The organism is Mycobacterium sp. DL592 (genome assembly GCF_011694515.1).
Classification (GTDB): domain Bacteria; phylum Actinomycetota; class Actinomycetes; order Mycobacteriales; family Mycobacteriaceae; genus Mycobacterium.
In genome coordinates this window covers 905,366-922,335 of sequence record NZ_CP050192.1, presented here as the reverse complement: position 1 = coordinate 922,335, position 16,970 = coordinate 905,366, and the positions used below count along the sequence as shown (strand labels likewise).

The window sequence follows — 16,970 nt, the reverse complement described above, 5'->3', positions numbered from 1 at the left end:
CATGAACTTCTCCACGCTTGTTCGCCTGCACTGGGCGGCGCTGCGCGCGCTGCTGGTGCTCACCGTCATCGTCGGGATCGGCTATCCGCTGTTCATCTGGCTGGTGGCGCAGATACCGGGGCTCAAGGACAAGGCCGATGGCTCGATCGTGGACGTCGGCGGAAAGCCGGTGGCCAGTCGCCTGATCGGCCAGTCGTTCACCGACGCCAAGGGCAACGCCCTGCCGCAGTACTTCCAGAGCCGACCGTCAGCCGCCGGCGCCGGATACGACCCGTTGAACACCAGCGCGTCGAACCTGGGCCCGGAAAACATCGTCGACACCCCGGCCGACCCGTCGCTGCCGGCGGATAGCAACGGCTACAAGGCCAGCCTGCTGACCCTGGTGTGCTCGCGCAGCAAGGCGGTCGGCGAGCTGGAGGGCGTCGACGGCAAGCGCCCGTTCTGCACCGGCGACGGTGTGGGCGCAGTCCTGTCGGTCATCGGCCCGCGCGACGCCCGCGGCAACGTCGTCAACCCGACCAAGGTGGTCAGCGTCAACGAACCGTGCCAGAGCACCGCGCGGCCGTTCCTGGATACCTACGAAGGTGTCCGGGTGGAGTGCGCCAAGTTCGGCGAGGACTACACGATCGGTCAGATCGTGCCGATCAAGGGCGCGGTGTCGGATCCGGCCGTGCCCGCCGACGCGGTCACCGCCAGCGGCAGCGGCCTGGACCCGAACATCTCGCCGGCCTACGCCGACCTGCAGATCGCTCGGGTGGCCAAGGCTCGCGGCGTCAGCGCCGAGGACATCCGCCGAGCTGTCGCCGCCCACACCGAAGGCCGGGACCTCGGCATCTTCGGTGAGCCGCGCGTCAACGTGGTCGAGCTCAACATTGCGCTGGACCAGAAGTTCCCGATGAAGAGCTGACTAGCGTGGAAGATAAGCGTGTGGACACCGTCCAACCGCCCCGCGTGACATCCGGCGGCGAACCGCCGCCGGAGACAAGTTCGGAAAGTGATGCGCAGCCCGCCTCGACCGGCCCCAAACGGAAACGAGGCGAGCTGCGTATCTACCTTGGTGCGGCCCCCGGCGTCGGGAAGACCTTCGCCATGCTCGGCGAGGCCCACCGCCGGATCGAACGCGGCACCGACCTGGTCGCGGCGGTGGTCGAGACGCACGGCCGAAAGAAGACCGCCGAGTTGCTCGAAGGCGTCGAGATCGTCCCCCCGCGCTACATCGAGTACCGCGGCAGCCGATTCCCCGAGCTCGACGTGCCCGCAGTGCTGGCCCGTCGCCCTGAGGTCGTCCTGGTGGACGAGCTGGCCCACACGAACACTCCCGGCAGCAAGAATCCCAAGCGGTGGATGGACATCGAGGAACTGCTCGACGCCGGTATCACCGTGCTGTCCACCGTCAACGTCCAGCATCTGGAAAGCCTCAACGACGTCGTCGCACAGATCACCGGCATCGAGCAGCAGGAGACGGTGCCCGACGAGATCGTGCGCCAGGCATCCCAGATCGAACTGGTCGACATCACCCCGGAAGCGTTGCGCCGCAGACTTTCCCACGGCAACGTCTACGCACCGGAGAAGGTCGACGCCGCGCTGTCGAACTACTTCCGCCGGGGCAACCTGACCGCATTGCGCGAGCTGGCGCTGTTGTGGCTGGCCGACCAGGTCGATGCCGCGCTGGCGAAGTACCGTGCCGACAACAAGATCACCGCCACCTGGGAGGCGCGTGAACGCGTCGTGGTAGCCGTAACCGGCGGAGCCGAATCGGAGACCTTGGTGCGCCGGGCTTCCCGGATCGCATCGAAGTCCAGCGCCGAGTTGATGATCGTGCACGTGGTCCGCGGCGACGGGCTGTCCGGGGTATCAGCACCCCAAATGGGCAAGGTGCGGGAGTTGGCGGCAAGCCTCGGCGCGACGGTACACACCGTCGTCGGTGACGATGTGCCGCGGGCGTTGCTCGACTTCGCCCGCGAGATAAACGCCACCCAGCTGGTGATCGGCACGTCACGGCGATCCCGCTGGGCCCGGATCTTCGATGAGGGCATCGGCGCCGAGATCGTTCAGCAGTCCGGCAAGATCGACGTGCACATGGTCACCCACGAGGAGTCCAAACGCGGGTTCGCGGTGCGATCCGCATCGCCACGTGAACGTCGGGTGCTGTCCTGGTTGGCCGCGGTCATCGTGCCCTCAGTCATCTGCGCGGTCACCGCACTGCTCCTGGACAAGTACCTGCAGATCCCGGGCGAGACCGCACTCTTCTTCGTCGGTGTGCTCTTCGTCGCGCTGCTGGGCGGCGTCGCCCCGGCGGTGGTCTCCGCGGCGTTGTCGGGGCTGCTGTTGAACTACTTCCTCACCGAACCCCGGTACACCTTCACCATCGCCGAGCCGGACTCCGCGGTCACCGAGGTCGTTCTGCTGGTACTGGCCGTCGCGGTCGCAGCATTGGTGGACCGCGCCGCCAACCGCACGCGCGAGGCCCGCCACGCGTCACAGGAGGCCGAGTTGCTGACCCTGTTCTCTGGCTCGGTGCTGCGCGGCGCAGACCTGGAGACGCTGCTCGAGCGGGTTCGCGAGACCTACTCGCAGCGTGCGGTTTCCATTCTGCGGGTACGCGGTGAGGACGAGCAGATCGTGGCGTGTGTGGGCAAGGATCCCTGCGCTGACGTCGATTCGGCCGACACCGGCATCGAGGTGGGCGACGACGAATTCTGGATGTTGATGTCCGGCCGCAGTCTGCCCGCCCGCGACCGGCGTGTGCTCACAGCCGTCGCCAAACAGGCCGCCGGGTTGGTGCGCCAACGCGAACTCACCGAGGAGGCCAGCAAGGCCGAGGCGATCGAGAAGGCCGACGAACTGCGCCGCTCGCTACTGTCCGCGGTCAGCCACGACCTGCGTACCCCCCTTGCCGCCGCCAAGGCCGCGGTATCCAGCCTGCGCTCCGACGACATCGGCTTCTCCGAAGAGGACACCGCCGAGTTGCTCGCCACCGTCGAGGAGTCCGTCGACCAGTTGACCGCGCTCGTCGACAATCTCCTGGACTCGTCCCGGCTGGCCGCCGGCGTGGTGCATCCTGAGCTGAAGCGGGTGTACCTCGAAGAGGTGGTGCAGCGCGCGTTGCTCAGCATCAGCCGCGGCACAACAGGTTTCGGGTCGCAGGGGCTGGACCGGATCAAGGTCGACGTCGGCGACGCGGTGGCGATGGCCGACGCCGGTCTGCTGGAACGCGTGCTGGCCAACCTGATCGACAATGCGCTGCGTTACGCCCCGAACAGCGTGGTGCGGATCAATGCCGGGCGAGTGGCCGACCGGATGCTGATCAACGTCGTCGACGAGGGTCCCGGCGTGCCACGCGGCACCGAGGAGCAGCTGTTCGAGCCGTTCCAACGCCTCGGCGACCGGGACAACAAATACGGTGTGGGGCTTGGTCTTTCCGTCGCACGCGGCTTCGTCGAGGCGATGGGCGGGACCATCTCGGCCACCGACACCCCCGGCGGCGGACTCACCGTGATCGTCGACCTGGGTGCACCGCCGGGAGGCCGGCTATGACCAAGATCAAGGTGCTGGTGATCGACGACGAGCCGCAGATCCTGCGTGCGCTGCGGATCAACCTCAGCGTGCGCGGCTACGAGGTGATCACCGCGGCCACCGGCGCCGCGGCACTCAAGGCCGCCGCCGAGCAGCGCCCGGATGTGGTGGTACTCGACCTCGGCCTGCCCGATATGGACGGCATCGAAGTGCTCGGCGGGCTGCGCGGCTGGCTGACCGCACCGGTGATCGTGCTCTCCGCACGCACCGACTCCGCCGAGAAGGTCGACGCTCTCGACGCCGGGGCCGACGACTACGTCACCAAGCCGTTCGGGATGGACGAGTTCCTGGCCCGGTTGCGTGCCGCGGTGCGCCGCGGGGCGGCCGCCTCGGAGACCGACGAGCCGGTGATCGAAACCAGCTCGTTCACAGTCGATCTGGCTGCCAAGAAGGTGGTGCGCAACGGCGCCGAGGTGCACCTGACACCCACCGAATGGGGCATGCTGGAGATGCTGGTGCGCAACCGCGGCAAGCTCGTCGGCCGCGAGGAGTTGCTCAAGGAGGTGTGGGGTCCGGCGTATGCCAAGGAGACCCACTATCTGCGGGTGTATCTGGCGCAGCTGCGGCGCAAACTTGAGGACGACCCGTCGCATCCGCGCCACCTGCTCACCGAGGCCGGGATGGGATACCGCTTCGAGGCGTGAAGTGCGCGTCGGGTTCACCCAGCTGGTACTAAATCCATCCCACACAGGCGAGCAGGGCAGCCCGAAGTTCCGCGTGATCGAAGGCTTAGCTGGGCCACCCGCCACAATGTAGGCGTGCAAGAGCATTCCGCCGTGCCGTCGCTCGATGCCACGAGCAGTTGACGGTGCACCCGCTGACAGGTCCGCAACTGGCGGTGTTGGCCGTAGCCGGGCTGGTCGGCGGGGCCGCTAACGCGGCCGCCGGCGGTGGATCGATGGCGACGTTTCCGGTGCTGATCGCGTTGGGGGTGCCACCGATCAGCGCGAACGTCACCAACACTCTGGGCCATGCGCCAGGGTATGTTGCCATCGTCGTCGGGCTACGGCAGGAGCTCGCCGGCCAGCGCCATCGACTTCGGTGGCTGATCCCGCTGGCGGGATGCGGCGCTGCAGCGGGGGCCGTTCTGCTGTCGGTCACCCCGTCGAGCGTGTTCCGCGCCGCGGCGCCCTATCTGGTTCTGCTCGCATGCGCGCTCATCGCCCTGCAACCGCTACTAAGGCGCAGCATCACAGTGCGGCCCGGCGGTTCAGCGCCGGCACCGGCGTTGATCGGTGGGCTGCTGCTCGGTTGCGGCTACGCCGGTTACTTTGGGGCCGGAGCCGGATTCATCACCCTGGCCTCGCTGTCGCTGGTGCTTGCCGGCAGCCTGCAGGTGCTCAACGCGCTGAGCCGGCTGTGCATCTGCGTCGCCAACTTCGTGGCGCTGCCGATCCTGCTCACGCTGAACAGCTTCGACCTGACCGCGGCCGTGACGCTGTGGCCGACAACCATGGTCGGCGGCTACCTCGGGGCGCGGGCGGTTCGGAGCCTGCCCGAGTGGCTGCTCCGCACCCTCATCATCACGCTCGGGCTGGCCGGCGCGGCCTATCTGTTCATCGGCAGGTGAGGGCAACCGACGCCGACATCAAGTGGTCGTCCCGACCGCAGTGAGAGTTATTGCGCCGAAAAGCAGCGGCCGGATTGGCGGCGCCGGCGGTCAGGGTGAATTGTGGGGCGCTGATCGTGCGAACCCCTGAACTTGGGCGCCATGCTGGTCACCCATCCGCCCCGCTGTAGTACCGCGTAAGTACCCGCGTACCTCAACCGGGCGGGCTCACTACAGGGCCTCCTCGGCCCCGCGCTGACCACACCGCGTCAGACAGAGTAGTCGGCCGTGAGCCAGCGGTCGGGGCGGATGGTGAACAGCACGCTGTCGATATTGCCCATGCTGCGGACGAATTCACGGCCACCCTCGTCGCCGAGGTAGCGGATCGCGATAGCTTCACGCACCTCCACCGGACTTGGGGCGGTGGTTTCGATGACCGAACCCTCGACAACCACGTATTGGTAGGGCGGCTCCTCGTGCTGCACGGTCAGCGTTACCGCCCCGGCCCGCTCGATCAGCTTGGCCTTGCGACTCGATGCGCCGGTGTTGATGCGGATGTCTCCGCCGGGGGTGTAGTCGTACCAGATCGGCACGCTCGCCGGCGGCCGGCCGGCCGGCCGCCGCGGCAACCGACAACACACCGACATGCTTCGCTGCGAGGAATTCCTGTCGCTGGGCTTCGCTGAATGGTCCGGGCATGCACATCGCAACCTTCTGCTTGTCGGGGCTATTCCCTGGTCGCGGCTGCCGAAGCCTGGACAGTCCACGTTCGCGGGAGGAGCGGGGCATGGCAGTCCTATTCCACTGACACGCCCGTCAACGGCAAACTATCGTGAATCCGTCATACGTCCACACCGATGCAGTTTTGCGCCGTGCCCGCCAAACGGGCTCGCGAAGGAGATGATCTACATGCAGGTTTCCGAAATCAAGCACACCGGTGGCTGCACCTGTCGCTGTAACGCCTGCGACGGTGGCCATCACTGCCACAACATCGGCAGCGGCTGCCGCGTCAAGCTGTAACTCTGGAGTATCGCGATCAGGGCGCCGGGTGTCTGACGGCGCTCTATTCGTCGTACAGCGAAGTCCACACCGAGAACCGGGAGAGCAATCCGACGACGGCCCGGCCGCGTTCCGTGTGCTGATAGCTCTCACCCGCCAGTGCCGAGCCGTCCCGGCTGCCCGGCGTATCACCGGTGACCAAACCACCGATAATCAGTTCCCGTAGTGCCCGCCTGACGGCCGGCCGCCCAACACCGAGCGCGGCCCTGATCTGCACGACAGTCATGGGCCCCGCCGCGAGCACGTCGAGCAGGTCGACCAGACGAGGCCTGCTGACGAGGCCGCGCAAGTACTCGAGATGGCCCCAACGGTCCAGACCGGCGTCAGACATAACGCGGGAAGCTAGGCAAAATCACCGGCGCGGCACAGTGGGCTTTACGGAATCCACACGCTTGGGGCACCAATTCTTTACGAAATCTCTACGGCTGGCGGCCCACTGGGGAGGTTGGCCGAAACTAGGCTCGCTACTCGTGTCTTCACCCACGTCGCTGATGAAGCGCCTGGTACTCGGGCGGCCTTTTCGCAGCGATAGCCTTGGCCACACCCTGCTGTCCAAGAGAATCGCGCTGCCGGTCTTCGCCAGCGACCCGTTGTCCTCGGTGGCCTACGCCACCCAGGAGATCCTGCTCATCCTCACCCTCGGCGGGCTCGCCTACATGCACCTGACGCCCTATATCGCCGCGGGCGTGGTGGTGCTGCTGGCCGTGGTGGTGCTGTCCTACCGGCAGGTGGTCAAGGCATACCCCAGCGGCGGCGGTTCCTACGAGGTGGTGGCCAAGAACCTCGGCCCGCTGGCAGGTTTGGTGGTGGCCGCCGCTCTCCTAGTGGACTACGTGATGACAGTTGCGGTGTCGGTGGCCGCCGGCGTCGACAACATCATCTCCGCCGTCCCCGACCTGAACGCCTACCGGGTGGCGATCAACCTCGGCTTCATCGTCGTGCTCACCGCCATGAATCTGCGCGGCGTGCGCGAGTCCGGCCGGGCGTTCGCCATTCCGACGTACGCCTTCATCGCCGGCGTCTTCCTCATGGTCGGCCTCGGTCTGCTGCGCACGGTGATGGGGCATCCGCCGATCTCCGAGAGCGCCCACTACGGCGTGCGGGCCGAGCAGGTCGGACTGACCACGGTGGCGTTGATCCTGCTGGTGTTACGGGCGTTCTCCTCGGGCTGCACTGCACTCACCGGCGTCGAGGCCATCTCCAACGGGGTGCCGGCCTTCCGCAAGCCGAAGGCACTCAACGCGGCTCGCACGATGACGGCGATGGGACTTCTGGCCACCACCATGTTCGCCGGGGTGACCGCGCTGGCCCTGATCGCCAAGACCCGCGTCGTGGAGAACACCTGCGACCTGATCGGCTTCCGAGGCGACTGCGAAACCGAGCCACAGCGCACCGTGATCGCTCAGCTGGCGTCCGCGGTGTTCGGCAACAACACCATCATGTTCTTCTACATGCAGGCGGCCACCGCGCTGATCCTGATCCTGGCCGCCAACACCGCCTACAACGGATTCCCGTTGCTGGCATCGATTCTCGCCCAGGACCGCTACCTGCCCAGGCAACTGCAGAACCGGGGTGACCGGCTGGCCTACTCGAATGGGATCGTCCTGCTCGCCGTGGTCGCCGGTGGCCTGATCTACGCCTTCGACGGGTCGGTGACCCGGCTCATCCAGCTCTACATCATGGGTGTGTTCACGTCGTTCACCCTGTGCCAGGCCGGCATGGTGCGGCACTGGAACGCCGAACTGCGGCATGCGCTCACTCCCGCCGAACGCCGAAAAATCAACGGCGCCAAGGCTGTCAATGCATTCGGGGCAATGCTGACCGGACTTGTCCTGGTCGTGGTCATGATCACCAAGTTCACCCACGGCGCCTACCTGGTGGTCATCGCGATCCCCGTGTTGTGCGTCGTGATGCAGACCATCTACAACCACTACGCCTCAGTGCGCGACGAACTGCGGGTCGACCCCGACGACGAGGAGACACTCCTGAGCCGGGTGCACGCCATCGTGCTGGTCTCCGGATGGAACAAAGCGACCCAGCGCGCCCTGCTGTTCGCGCGCGCCACCAGGCCGCACACGTTGACCGCACTGACCGTCAACATCAACGACGCCGACACCCGCGCACTGCACCGCGAGTGGGAGAACCTCGACATCGCCGTACCCCTGAGGGTGGTCGAGTCGCCTTACCGCGAAATAACCCGACCGGTGCTGCAGTACGTCAAGCGGGCGCGCCAGGGTCCTCGCGACGTGGTGTGCGTCTACATTCCAGAAACCGTCGTCGGGCGATGGTGGCAGAACCTGCTACACAACCAGAGCTCGCTGCGGCTCAAGGCGCGCCTGCTGTTCGAGCCGGACGTGATGGTGACCAGCGTGCCTTACCAGCTGCACACCGCGGTCTTGCGAGATCTCACCCGCGTCGAGCACAGCCCCGGCGATGTTCGCAGCGGCGTCGACCGCTCGGTACGTTACGACAGCAGTATCGACTGATCGACGGTTGACGCGGGCGTAGGACGGGTATCCGCGGACAATGCGGACCACCAAGTCCGGCCGGCTCAACACATCGGTCGGCCTGCTCGCCGTGCAGGGGGCCGCGGTGCTCGTCGCCGCGGCGTTCCTGGCCGTCGCCATCGCCGGGTTCATCCCCGGCCTGACCTCCCGGCTCGACCAGTTGCAGTGGTTCGGCCACGACTCGCACGCCGAACTGTTCGGCGTGTTCGGCATCTCGGTGCTGCACAACCTACTGCACCTGCTGTTCGGGGTCGCCGGCCTGCTGCTGGCCACCAGCTATGCCCGAGCCCGGGCCTACCTCATCGGCGGCGGCATGATCTTCCTGGGCCTGTGGCTGGCCGGGCTGCTCGCCGATCAACTGCGAAACATGCTGCCGCTCAACAACGCCGACAGCTGGCTGCACTTCTCCATCGGTGTGGTGATGGTGCTGCTGGGCCTGACGCTGGCCGGGGCCCGGGTGCCCACCGGGGCCGGCGGCGAACCGCTGATCGCAGAGGACTAGAAACTCAGCTGATCGACAGCGCGATCCCGTCGAGGATGTCGTGCTCGCTGACGATCAACCGGTCGATCCCGGCCCGCCGGCCCAACGCGTCGGCCAGTTCCTCGACCACGATCGAGCCGCCACCGATGACGTCGACGCGCCCCTCGTGCATCGGCCCGAGCGCGGCCCGCTGCTTGCGGGTCATCGCGATCAGCTGATCGCACACCGGCAGCAGCTGGTCGAACGACACCCGCGACAGATGAATCGCGTCGGAGTCGTAGGTGGTCATGTTCTGAGCCAGCGCCGCCAGCGTGGTGAACGTCCCGGCCACCCCCACCCACGTCCTGGCCTTCTCCACGGGCACTACCCGCAGCGCCTCGCCCAGACGCTCCCGGACCACCTCGCGCGCAGCGGCCACCTCGGCAGGCGTGGGCGGATCGGAGTGCAGGCACCGTTCGGTCAACCGCACACACCCGATATCGGCCGAGAACGAGGCCTGCACCCCACCGGCGTCGCCCAGCACCACCTCTGTCGATCCGCCGCCGAGGTCGACGACCACGAAAGGCGCTGCATCAGCAACCAATTCACCGACCGCGCCGTTGAACGACAACGCCGCCTCCTCGGTACCGGTGATCACCTCGGCGATTGCGCCGGGTACCACTGCGCCAAGCACCTCCGCGGTCATCTGGAAGAACACGTCGCGGTTGGCCGCATCGCGGGTCGCCGACGTCGCCACCATCCGCACCTTGGCGACCTCGAACCGTTCCAGCAGGGCGGCGTAGTCCAGCAGCGCGGCACGAGTCCGCGCCAACGCCTCGGGCGCGAATTGTCCAGTGGCGTCGACACCTTGGCCCAGCCGCACGATCCGCATCTCACGGTGCAGGTCGCGCAGCCGACCCTCGGCACGGTCGGCGATCAACAGCCGGATCGAGTTCGTACCGCAGTCGATCGCCGCCACCCGGGTCACGTCCACTCCTCCTTCACCAGAATTCCCGCCATTGCCGGCTCGGCGGCCAGCACCGCCAGCGCCTCGTCGCCAAAGGGGTTGACCCCGCGGCCTTTTGCCAGCGAATGCGCGATCAGCACGTGCAGACACTTGACCCGGTCGGGCATCCCACCGCCGGAGAACTCCGTGCCCAGCGGCTCGATCGCATCCCGCTCGGCCAGATACGACTCGTGGGCGCGCCGGTAGGCCGCGGCGATCTCCGGGTCGGCGTTCAGCGTCTCAGTCATCGAGCGCATCAGCCCCTCGGACTCCAGCCTGCTGGCCGCGGCGGTCAACGCCGGATGGGTCAGGTAGAACAACGTCGGGAACGGCGTCCCGTCCGGTAGCCGCGGCGCCGTCTTCACCACTGCCGGTTCACCATTGGGGCATCGGTAGGCGACCTCGAGCACGCCGCGCGGCTCACGCCCGAGCTGGCGGGCCACCGCATCGAGGTCGGCGGGATCAACCACCGGGAGGCACCGGGACCGGCTCCGGCGGAGGCGGCGGCGGAAGGTTCGGATCGGTGGGCGCGACGGGCGCGGGCGGCGGCCCGTGCGGCGCATCGGCAATGGTGTGCCACAACGCGGTATACCAGGGGTCGTTACTGCGCACGGCCTCAGTCTGCGGTGCCGCCCCCGGGGCCGGCACCGCTCCCGCCGGCAACTGAACCTGGTACGGAATGTCGCCTGGCATCACGAAACCCAGCCGCTCGCGGGCCTGGGCGGCGATGTACACCGGGTCGGCCAGCTTCTGCTTCTGCGACTCCAGCTCGGAGATCTGCTGACGCAGCATGGCCTCGGTGGCAGCGAGCTGCTTCATCTCGGTGCGCTGGGCGAAATAGGTGCGCACCGGCCCGGCGATCGTCAGTGTCAGCACGCACACCACCGCGGCCAGGATCGCGGCCCGGCGGGCGGTGAAACCCAGCCGCTGTTCGTTGCGTTGCTCGGTTGACGCGGCGATCGCACGACGCATCGGCTCGGTGACACTGTGCGCGGTGGGCTCGGCCTGCTGCGGCCGCGGCTCACGCTTGGCGGCGGAGGTGGTGCGAGGGCGGGGCCGACTCGACGCCCCCGGCCGAGAGGCCGGGGAGCGTCGCTTCGGGTCAGGCCGCTTGCTTTCCGCCACAGTCTCTTTCGAGTCCTACTCGCCTGCCACGAACCGTGGGAAGGCCAGGTCGCCTGCGTAGCGGGCCGCGTCGCCGAGGGCTTCCTCGATGCGCAGCAGCTGGTTGTACTTGGCCACCCGCTCGCTGCGGGCCGGCGCACCGGTCTTGATCTGGCCGCTGCCGACGGCCACCGCGAGGTCGGCGATCGTGGTGTCCTCGGTCTCGCCGCTGCGGTGGCTCATCATCGTGCGGTAGCCGCTGTTGTGGGCCAGCGCCACCGCGTCCAGCGTCTCGGTGAGCGTGCCGATCTGGTTGACCTTCACCAGCAGAGCGTTGGCCGCGCCCCGCTCGATGCCCTCTTCCAGACGCTCGGGGTTGGTGACGAACAGGTCGTCGCCGACGATCTGCACCCGGTCACCGATCGCGGTGGTCAACTCGACCCAGCCGTCCCAGTCGTCCTCCGACAGCGGGTCCTCGATGGACACCAGCGGATACGCCTCGAGCAGTTCGGCGTAGAACTGCGTCATCTGCTCGGCGGTCCGGGTCTCCTTCTCGAAGCTGTAGCCGGTTCCCGCGGTGTAGAACTCGGTGGCCGCCACGTCCAGCGCAAGCGCGACGTCAGTGCCCAGCTTGAAGCCGGTGGCCTCGATGGCCGAGCTGATCAGGTCCAGGGCGGCCTTGGTGCCGGCGACATCGGGGGCGAAGCCGCCCTCGTCGCCCAGGCCGGTGGCCAGACCCTGCTTCTTGAGGACCGCCTTGAGCGAGTGGTAGACCTCGGCTCCCCAGCGCAGCGCTTCCTTGAAGCTCGGCGCGCCGATCGGGGCGACCATGAACTCCTGGACGTCGACGCCGGTGTCGGCGTGCGCGCCGCCGTTGAGGATGTTCATCATCGGCACCGGCAGGATGTGGGCGTTCGGCCCGCCGATGTAGCGGAAGAACGGCAGGCCGGCGCTGTCGGCGGCGGCCTTGGCCACCGCCAGCGAGACGCCGAGGATCGCGTTGGCGCCCAGCCGCGACTTGTCCGGGGTGCCGTCGAGGTCCAGCAGTGCCTGGTCGATCAGCCGCTGGTCGTCGGCGTTGAGCCCGATGACGGCCGGGGCGATCTCGTCGAGGACCGCCTCGACGGCCTTCTCGACGCCCTTGCCGCCGTAGCGGGCGGCGCCGTCGCGCAGTTCGACGGCCTCGTGCTCACCGGTGGAGGCACCTGAGGGGACGGCGGCGCGGGCGAAGGTGCCGTCGATCAGGGCCACTTCGACCTCGACGGTCGGATTACCGCGTGAGTCGAGGATCTCGCGGGCCGCAACCTGCTCGATGATGGGCACTGGCTTCTCCTTGCGTCGTGGTGTGCGACGAACGTCCTCGTCCGGCTGAGGGCTGGTGGCCCACTGACGGGTCATAGCCTAGATGGTCGGTGAACCGGAAGCCGTGTTAGAGCGGGTGTCCTTGCGCGTAGGCCGTCGCCCAGTCCCGCACGGTGCGGGCGTACTGGTCGGAGTGGTTGTAGGCGTGCAGGGCATTCATCCAGCCGCGGGGCGTGGCCAGGTCTTTCCCGCGGAAGCAGAGGTAGCCGGCCGCTGAGAGCGCGGCGTCGTCGAAGTTGTCCGGGCTGATCACCCCGTCGTTGTTGGCGTCGACGCCGTAGAGCCGCCAGGTTTCGGGGATGAACTGCATGGGGCCCATGGCCCTGGCGTACACCGGGTCGCCGTCCATCGTCTCCTCGGAGTCGACGATCTCGAGGTTGCCGTTGGTGCCATCGAGTCGCACTCCGCGGATCGGCGGGCTGACGTCGCCGTTGGGGGCGATCGTCGCGCCGTGGTAAGTGCCGTGGTGGCTTTCCACCATCCCGATACCGGCCAGCGTCGTCCACGCCAGATGACAGTTCGGGTTCTCCACCTCGGCCACCCGCGCGGCGTAGGCGTAGGCCTCCAGGGCCTGGATCGGGATGCCGAGAGCCGGGGCCCGCTCGGCAGCCCACTGGTGCAGCTGGTCGGCGGGCCTGCCCTTGGCGTGGGTATCGATCGCGGGCACCGGATCGCCGGCGGGCGGCGGTACCCCCTCGGGGATGGGGGTGCCCAGCTGCCACGAACAGCTCGCGGCAAGCAACAGCGCGGCTGTCGCGACGACGACGCCAGCCCGCACCCAACGCGATGACGACACAGAACTCCTCGAACCGATTTCCAGCTCCCACATCGTCCCACGGGTTTAGGGCCGTTGGTCCCTAGCAAAGCCAAAGATCGCAGCGGTAACTTGCTTACCACCCACCTGCTAAGGTAAGCCGAGCCTTCATTTGGTAAGCCTTAGCTGCCCAATCAGAAAGTCATGAGGACCTGCCGATGAACACGTCATTCGCCGCCGCGGCCCCGACGGTTCCCGCGCAACTGTTCGGCAGCGGCCTGATCGGCCTCCGCGAAGGCCTCGAGGCCGGAATCGTGGTGATGGTCCTGGTGGCGTTCCTGGTGAAATCGCAACGCCGGGACGCTCTCAAATGGGTGTGGCTGGGGGTGGCCGCCGCCGTCGCGATGACCGTCGGGGTGTTCCTGGTGATCCAATACGGCACCTACACGATCAAGGACCTGGCCGCTGAGGCGATCGCCGGCGTCGCGTCCCTGGTGGCCGTCGCCATCGTCACCTCGATGGTGCTGTGGATGCGCAAGGCCTCCGCCGGGTTGTCCGGTGAACTGCGGGCCGGAATGTCACGCGCCCTGGAAACCGGGGCAGCCGCGGTCTTCATGCTGGCCTTTCTCGCCGTCGGCCGAGAGGGCTTCGAAACCGCGCTGTTCATGGTCGGCTACGCCGAGGCCGAAACCGCGTGGCCGCTGCTGGGCCTGCTCGTCGGCGTCGCCGCCGCAGCCGCGATCGCCTTCGGCATGTACGCGGGCGCGGTCCGGATCAACCTGGCCAAGTTCTTCAAATACACCGGCGCATTCCTGATCGTCGTCGCGGCCGGCATCCTGTCCTACGGCGTCGGGGCGTTGCAGACCGTCGGCTGGCTGCCCGGTCTTGGCGCCAAGGCCTTCGACATCACGTCCTGGTTCAACTGGTCGTCCTGGTACGGCGAAATCATCCAGGGCGTCTTCAACATCACCCCCACCCCGACCGTGCTGCAGCTCATCGCCTGGGTCGCCTATCTGGCACTCGTCCTGACCGTGTTCCTGCGTCCCACGACCGTCACCCCGGCGGCCCCGGCCCAGAACTCCCCCAGCTCCGACCCGTCAGAGCAAACCCCTCACCAACCCGAAAGGTCCGCTTCGTGATCCTGTCCGTCGTCCCCTCCAAGTCCGGCCTCGCCGTGACTGCAGCGATCCTCGCCGGTGTGTCGCTGGCCGGCTGCACCGCCAAGGAATCGACCCCCGCCGATTCCGGCTCCACGGCCAAGCAGATCACCGTCGACGCCTCCGACACCGCGTGCACCCTGTCGGGCACCGAGGCCACCACGGGTCCGAGCACCTTCGTGATCACCAACAACGGCACCAAGGTCACCGAGTTCTACGTCTACGGCGAGGGCGAGCGGGTGATGGGTGAAGTGGAGAACATCTCCCCCGGCCTGCAGCGCAAGCTCGTCGTCCAGCTCGGCCAGCCCGGCACCTACCAGACCGCCTGCAAGCCCGGCATGATCGGCGACGGCATCCGCGGCGATTTCAAGGTCACCGGCAACGCGGTGCAGGTCGACACCGAAGGCAAGTTCAAGGAAGCCTCCGACAGCTACAAGCGTTACGTGACCAGCCAGACCGAGGCCCTGGTTCCGGCCACCGAGGCGTTCGCCGCGGCGATCAAGGCCGGCGACGTCGCCAAGGCCAAGTCGCTCTACCCCACCACGCGCACCTACTACGAGCGCATCGAGCCGGTGGCCGAGTCGTTCCCGGACGATCTGGACCCCCGCATCGACCTGCGCGAGGCCGACCTGGCGCCCGGCCAGAAGTGGACCGGTTTCCACCGCCTGGAGAAGGACCTGTGGGTCAGCGGCCTGCAACCCGACACCAACGCCGTCGCCGACCAGCTGGTGGCCGACGTCAAGGAACTCAACGATGGCGTCAAGGCACCGGGCTGGACCATCGACTCGACCCAGATCGCCGGTGGCGCACAGGGTCTGCTCGATGAGATCAGCAAGAGCAAGATCAGCGGTGAAGAGGACATCTTCAGCCACACCGACCTGTGGGACTTCCAGGCCAACGTCGACGGCTCACAGACCGCGGTCGCCTCGGTGCGCCCGATCCTCGACGAGCGCGACGCCGAACTGGGCAAGCGCGTCGACAAGGGCTTCTCCGATGTCGAGGCGCTGCTGGCCAAGTACCGCAAGGGCGATGGTTTCGTGTTCTTCGACACCGTCACCGAGCCCCAGCGTCAGGAACTGTCCCGCGCCATCGACGCGCTGGGCAAGGAGGTAAGTCAGGTGCAGGGTGTCATCGCTCCCCAGTAACCCTGACACCGCCGCCGCCGAAACGCCGCAACGCTCCGGACTGTCCCGGCGCAAGCTGTTCGGCGCCGCCGGCGTCACCGCGGCGGTGGTCGGGGCGGCCGGCGCCGGTGCGCTGGCCGGGCGGGCCTCAGCCGCCGACGCCGCCACCGGCGGACTGGACAAACCGGTTCCGTTCCGCGGTGAGCACCAGGCCGGCATCGTCACCCCCGCCCAGGACCGGATGCACTTCGCCACCTTCGACGTCACCACCGACTCGCGAGCCGACCTGGTGGCGATGCTCAAAGAGTGGACCGGCATGGCCGAGCGGATGACCGCCGGCGACGAGGCCGTCCACGACGGCGCCATCGGGCTCAATCCCTATGCGCCGCCGTCGGATACCGGTGAGGCGCTGGGGCTCCCCGCATCCCAGCTGACATTGACCATCGGCTTCGGGCCATCGTTCTTCCTCAAGGACGGCAAGGACAGGTTCGGCATCGCCGCACAGAAGCCCGCGCTGCTGGAGAACCTGCCGAAGTTCCCCAACGAGACGATGGACCCGGCGCGCTGCGGCGGCGACATCGTGGTGCAGGCCTGCGCCAACGACCCACAGGTCGCCGTGCACGCCATCCGCAACCTGGCCCGCGTCGGGTTCGGCACGGTGGCAGTGCGCTACTCGCAGCTCGGGTTCGGCCGCACCTCGTCGACCACCCGCGGGCAGTCCACACCGCGAAACCTGTTCGGATTCAAGGACGGAACCGCCAACATCAAGGCGGAGGACACCGACGTCCTCAACCAGCAGGTGTGGGTGGCCAAGGGCGACGGACCGGACTGGCTGACCGGCGGCAGCTACATGGTGAGCCGCCGGATCCGGATGCGCATCGAAGCATGGGACCGCACAACCCTTCTCGAGCAGGAGCGGGTGATCGGCAGGCAGAAGGGCAGCGGTGCGCCCAACGGGCTCAAGCAGGAGTTCGAGGAGCTCAACTTCGACATCGTCGACGACAAGAACGAGCCGCTGATCGACCGCAATGCCCACGTACGGCTGGCATCCCAGCAACACCTGGGTGGTATCCAGATCCTGCGCCGCGGCTACAACTTCACTGACGGCTCCGACGGATTCGGGCATCTGGACGCCGGACTTTTCTTCATCGCGTTCATGCGCAACCCGGCGACCCAGTTCATCCCGATGCAGACCGAACTGGCCCGTCACGACGCTCTCAACGAGTACATCACCCACAACGGCAGTGCGATCTTCGCGGTCCCGCCGGGGCTGCGAGACGGCGACTACTGGGGTTCGACGCTGCTGGGCTGA

The 16,970-nt window shown here is 67.6% G+C and carries 15 protein-coding genes and 1 pseudogene; 9 read left to right on the top strand and 7 right to left on the bottom strand.

The window, feature by feature from the left end; all coding sequences use genetic code 11:
* The first annotated feature begins 1 nt into the window (after window position 1).
* From HBE64_RS04515 to HBE64_RS04500, 4 genes are all read left to right on the top strand, one after another.
* Window positions 2-907: a potassium-transporting ATPase subunit C gene (locus tag HBE64_RS04515; protein WP_167098252.1), complete on the top strand. Its 906-nt coding sequence runs from the start codon at window positions 2-4 to the stop codon at window positions 905-907.
* Window positions 908-1,041: 134 nt separating this feature from the next.
* A complete protein-coding gene (locus tag HBE64_RS04510; RefSeq protein WP_167108673.1) occupies window positions 1,042-3,537 on the top strand; it encodes a sensor histidine kinase KdpD in 2,496 nt (831 codons plus the stop codon).
* Entirely contained in the window at window positions 3,534-4,220 is a 687-nt protein-coding gene (locus HBE64_RS04505; protein WP_167098249.1) for a response regulator, read from the top strand. Before HBE64_RS04510 ends, HBE64_RS04505 begins: the two co-directional genes overlap by 4 nt.
* 164 nt (window positions 4,221-4,384) lie before the next feature.
* A complete protein-coding gene (locus HBE64_RS04500; RefSeq protein WP_167098247.1) occupies window positions 4,385-5,146 on the top strand; it encodes a sulfite exporter TauE/SafE family protein in 762 nt (253 codons plus the stop codon).
* 248 nt (window positions 5,147-5,394) lie between these two features.
* On the opposite strand, the pseudogene HBE64_RS04495 reads toward HBE64_RS04500, so the two are convergent.
* Window positions 5,395-5,824, bottom strand: a pseudogene (locus tag HBE64_RS04495) (pyridoxamine 5'-phosphate oxidase family protein).
* Window positions 5,825-6,188: 364 nt separating this feature from the next.
* Window positions 6,189-6,515, bottom strand: a complete 327-nt coding sequence (locus tag HBE64_RS04490) for a MarR family transcriptional regulator (protein ID WP_167098244.1) — start codon at window positions 6,513-6,515, stop codon at window positions 6,189-6,191.
* A 160-nt stretch (window positions 6,516-6,675) separates the two neighbouring features.
* Between HBE64_RS04490 and HBE64_RS04485 the strand changes: the two genes are divergently transcribed.
* Complete coding sequence (locus tag HBE64_RS04485; RefSeq protein ID WP_167108670.1) at window positions 6,676-8,670, top strand: APC family permease; 1,995 nt, start codon at window positions 6,676-6,678, stop codon at window positions 8,668-8,670.
* A gap of 40 nt (window positions 8,671-8,710) precedes the next feature.
* Window positions 8,711-9,193 carry a DUF4383 domain-containing protein gene (locus HBE64_RS04480; RefSeq protein ID WP_167098241.1) on the top strand — a complete coding sequence of 161 codons (483 nt, stop codon included), beginning with the start codon at window positions 8,711-8,713 and terminating at the stop codon, window positions 9,191-9,193.
* Between the two features lie 4 nt (window positions 9,194-9,197).
* Here the strand turns inward: HBE64_RS04480 and HBE64_RS04475 are convergent, their stop codons facing one another.
* From HBE64_RS04475 to HBE64_RS04455, 5 genes are all read right to left on the bottom strand, one after another.
* Window positions 9,198-10,139, bottom strand: coding sequence for a Ppx/GppA phosphatase family protein (locus HBE64_RS04475; protein WP_167098238.1), 942 nt, complete (start codon window positions 10,137-10,139; stop codon window positions 9,198-9,200).
* Window positions 10,136-10,627: a DUF501 domain-containing protein gene (locus HBE64_RS04470; RefSeq protein WP_208300564.1), complete on the bottom strand. Its 492-nt coding sequence runs from the start codon at window positions 10,625-10,627 to the stop codon at window positions 10,136-10,138. Before HBE64_RS04470 ends, HBE64_RS04475 begins: the two co-directional genes overlap by 4 nt.
* Window positions 10,620-11,282, bottom strand: a complete 663-nt coding sequence (locus tag HBE64_RS04465; protein ID WP_167098232.1) for a septum formation initiator family protein — start codon at window positions 11,280-11,282, stop codon at window positions 10,620-10,622. Before HBE64_RS04465 ends, HBE64_RS04470 begins: the two co-directional genes overlap by 8 nt.
* A 15-nt stretch (window positions 11,283-11,297) precedes the next feature.
* Window positions 11,298-12,584, bottom strand: a complete 1,287-nt coding sequence (eno, locus tag HBE64_RS04460; RefSeq protein ID WP_167108667.1) for a phosphopyruvate hydratase — start codon at window positions 12,582-12,584, stop codon at window positions 11,298-11,300.
* A gap of 106 nt (window positions 12,585-12,690) precedes the next feature.
* Entirely contained in the window at window positions 12,691-13,419 is a 729-nt protein-coding gene (locus tag HBE64_RS04455) for a lytic transglycosylase domain-containing protein (RefSeq protein WP_167098229.1), read from the bottom strand.
* Between the two features lie 176 nt (window positions 13,420-13,595).
* Between HBE64_RS04455 and efeU the strand changes: the two genes are divergently transcribed.
* Genes efeU through efeB form a run of 3 tightly spaced genes read left to right on the top strand, consistent with a single transcriptional unit; the run spans window position 13,596 to window position 16,970 of the window.
* On the top strand, window positions 13,596-14,516 hold the full coding sequence (efeU, locus tag HBE64_RS04450) for an iron uptake transporter permease EfeU (protein WP_167098226.1): 921 nt from the start codon (window positions 13,596-13,598) through the stop codon (window positions 14,514-14,516).
* The gene (gene efeO / locus HBE64_RS04445; protein WP_371744167.1) at window positions 14,516-15,679 is read left to right on the top strand and encodes an iron uptake system protein EfeO; all 1,164 of its coding nucleotides are present in this window, start codon (window positions 14,516-14,518) and stop codon (window positions 15,677-15,679) included. Before efeU ends, efeO begins: the two co-directional genes overlap by 1 nt.
* On the top strand, window positions 15,660-16,970 hold the full coding sequence (efeB, locus tag HBE64_RS04440; RefSeq protein WP_167098223.1) for an iron uptake transporter deferrochelatase/peroxidase subunit: 1,311 nt from the start codon (window positions 15,660-15,662) through the stop codon (window positions 16,968-16,970). Before efeO ends, efeB begins: the two co-directional genes overlap by 20 nt.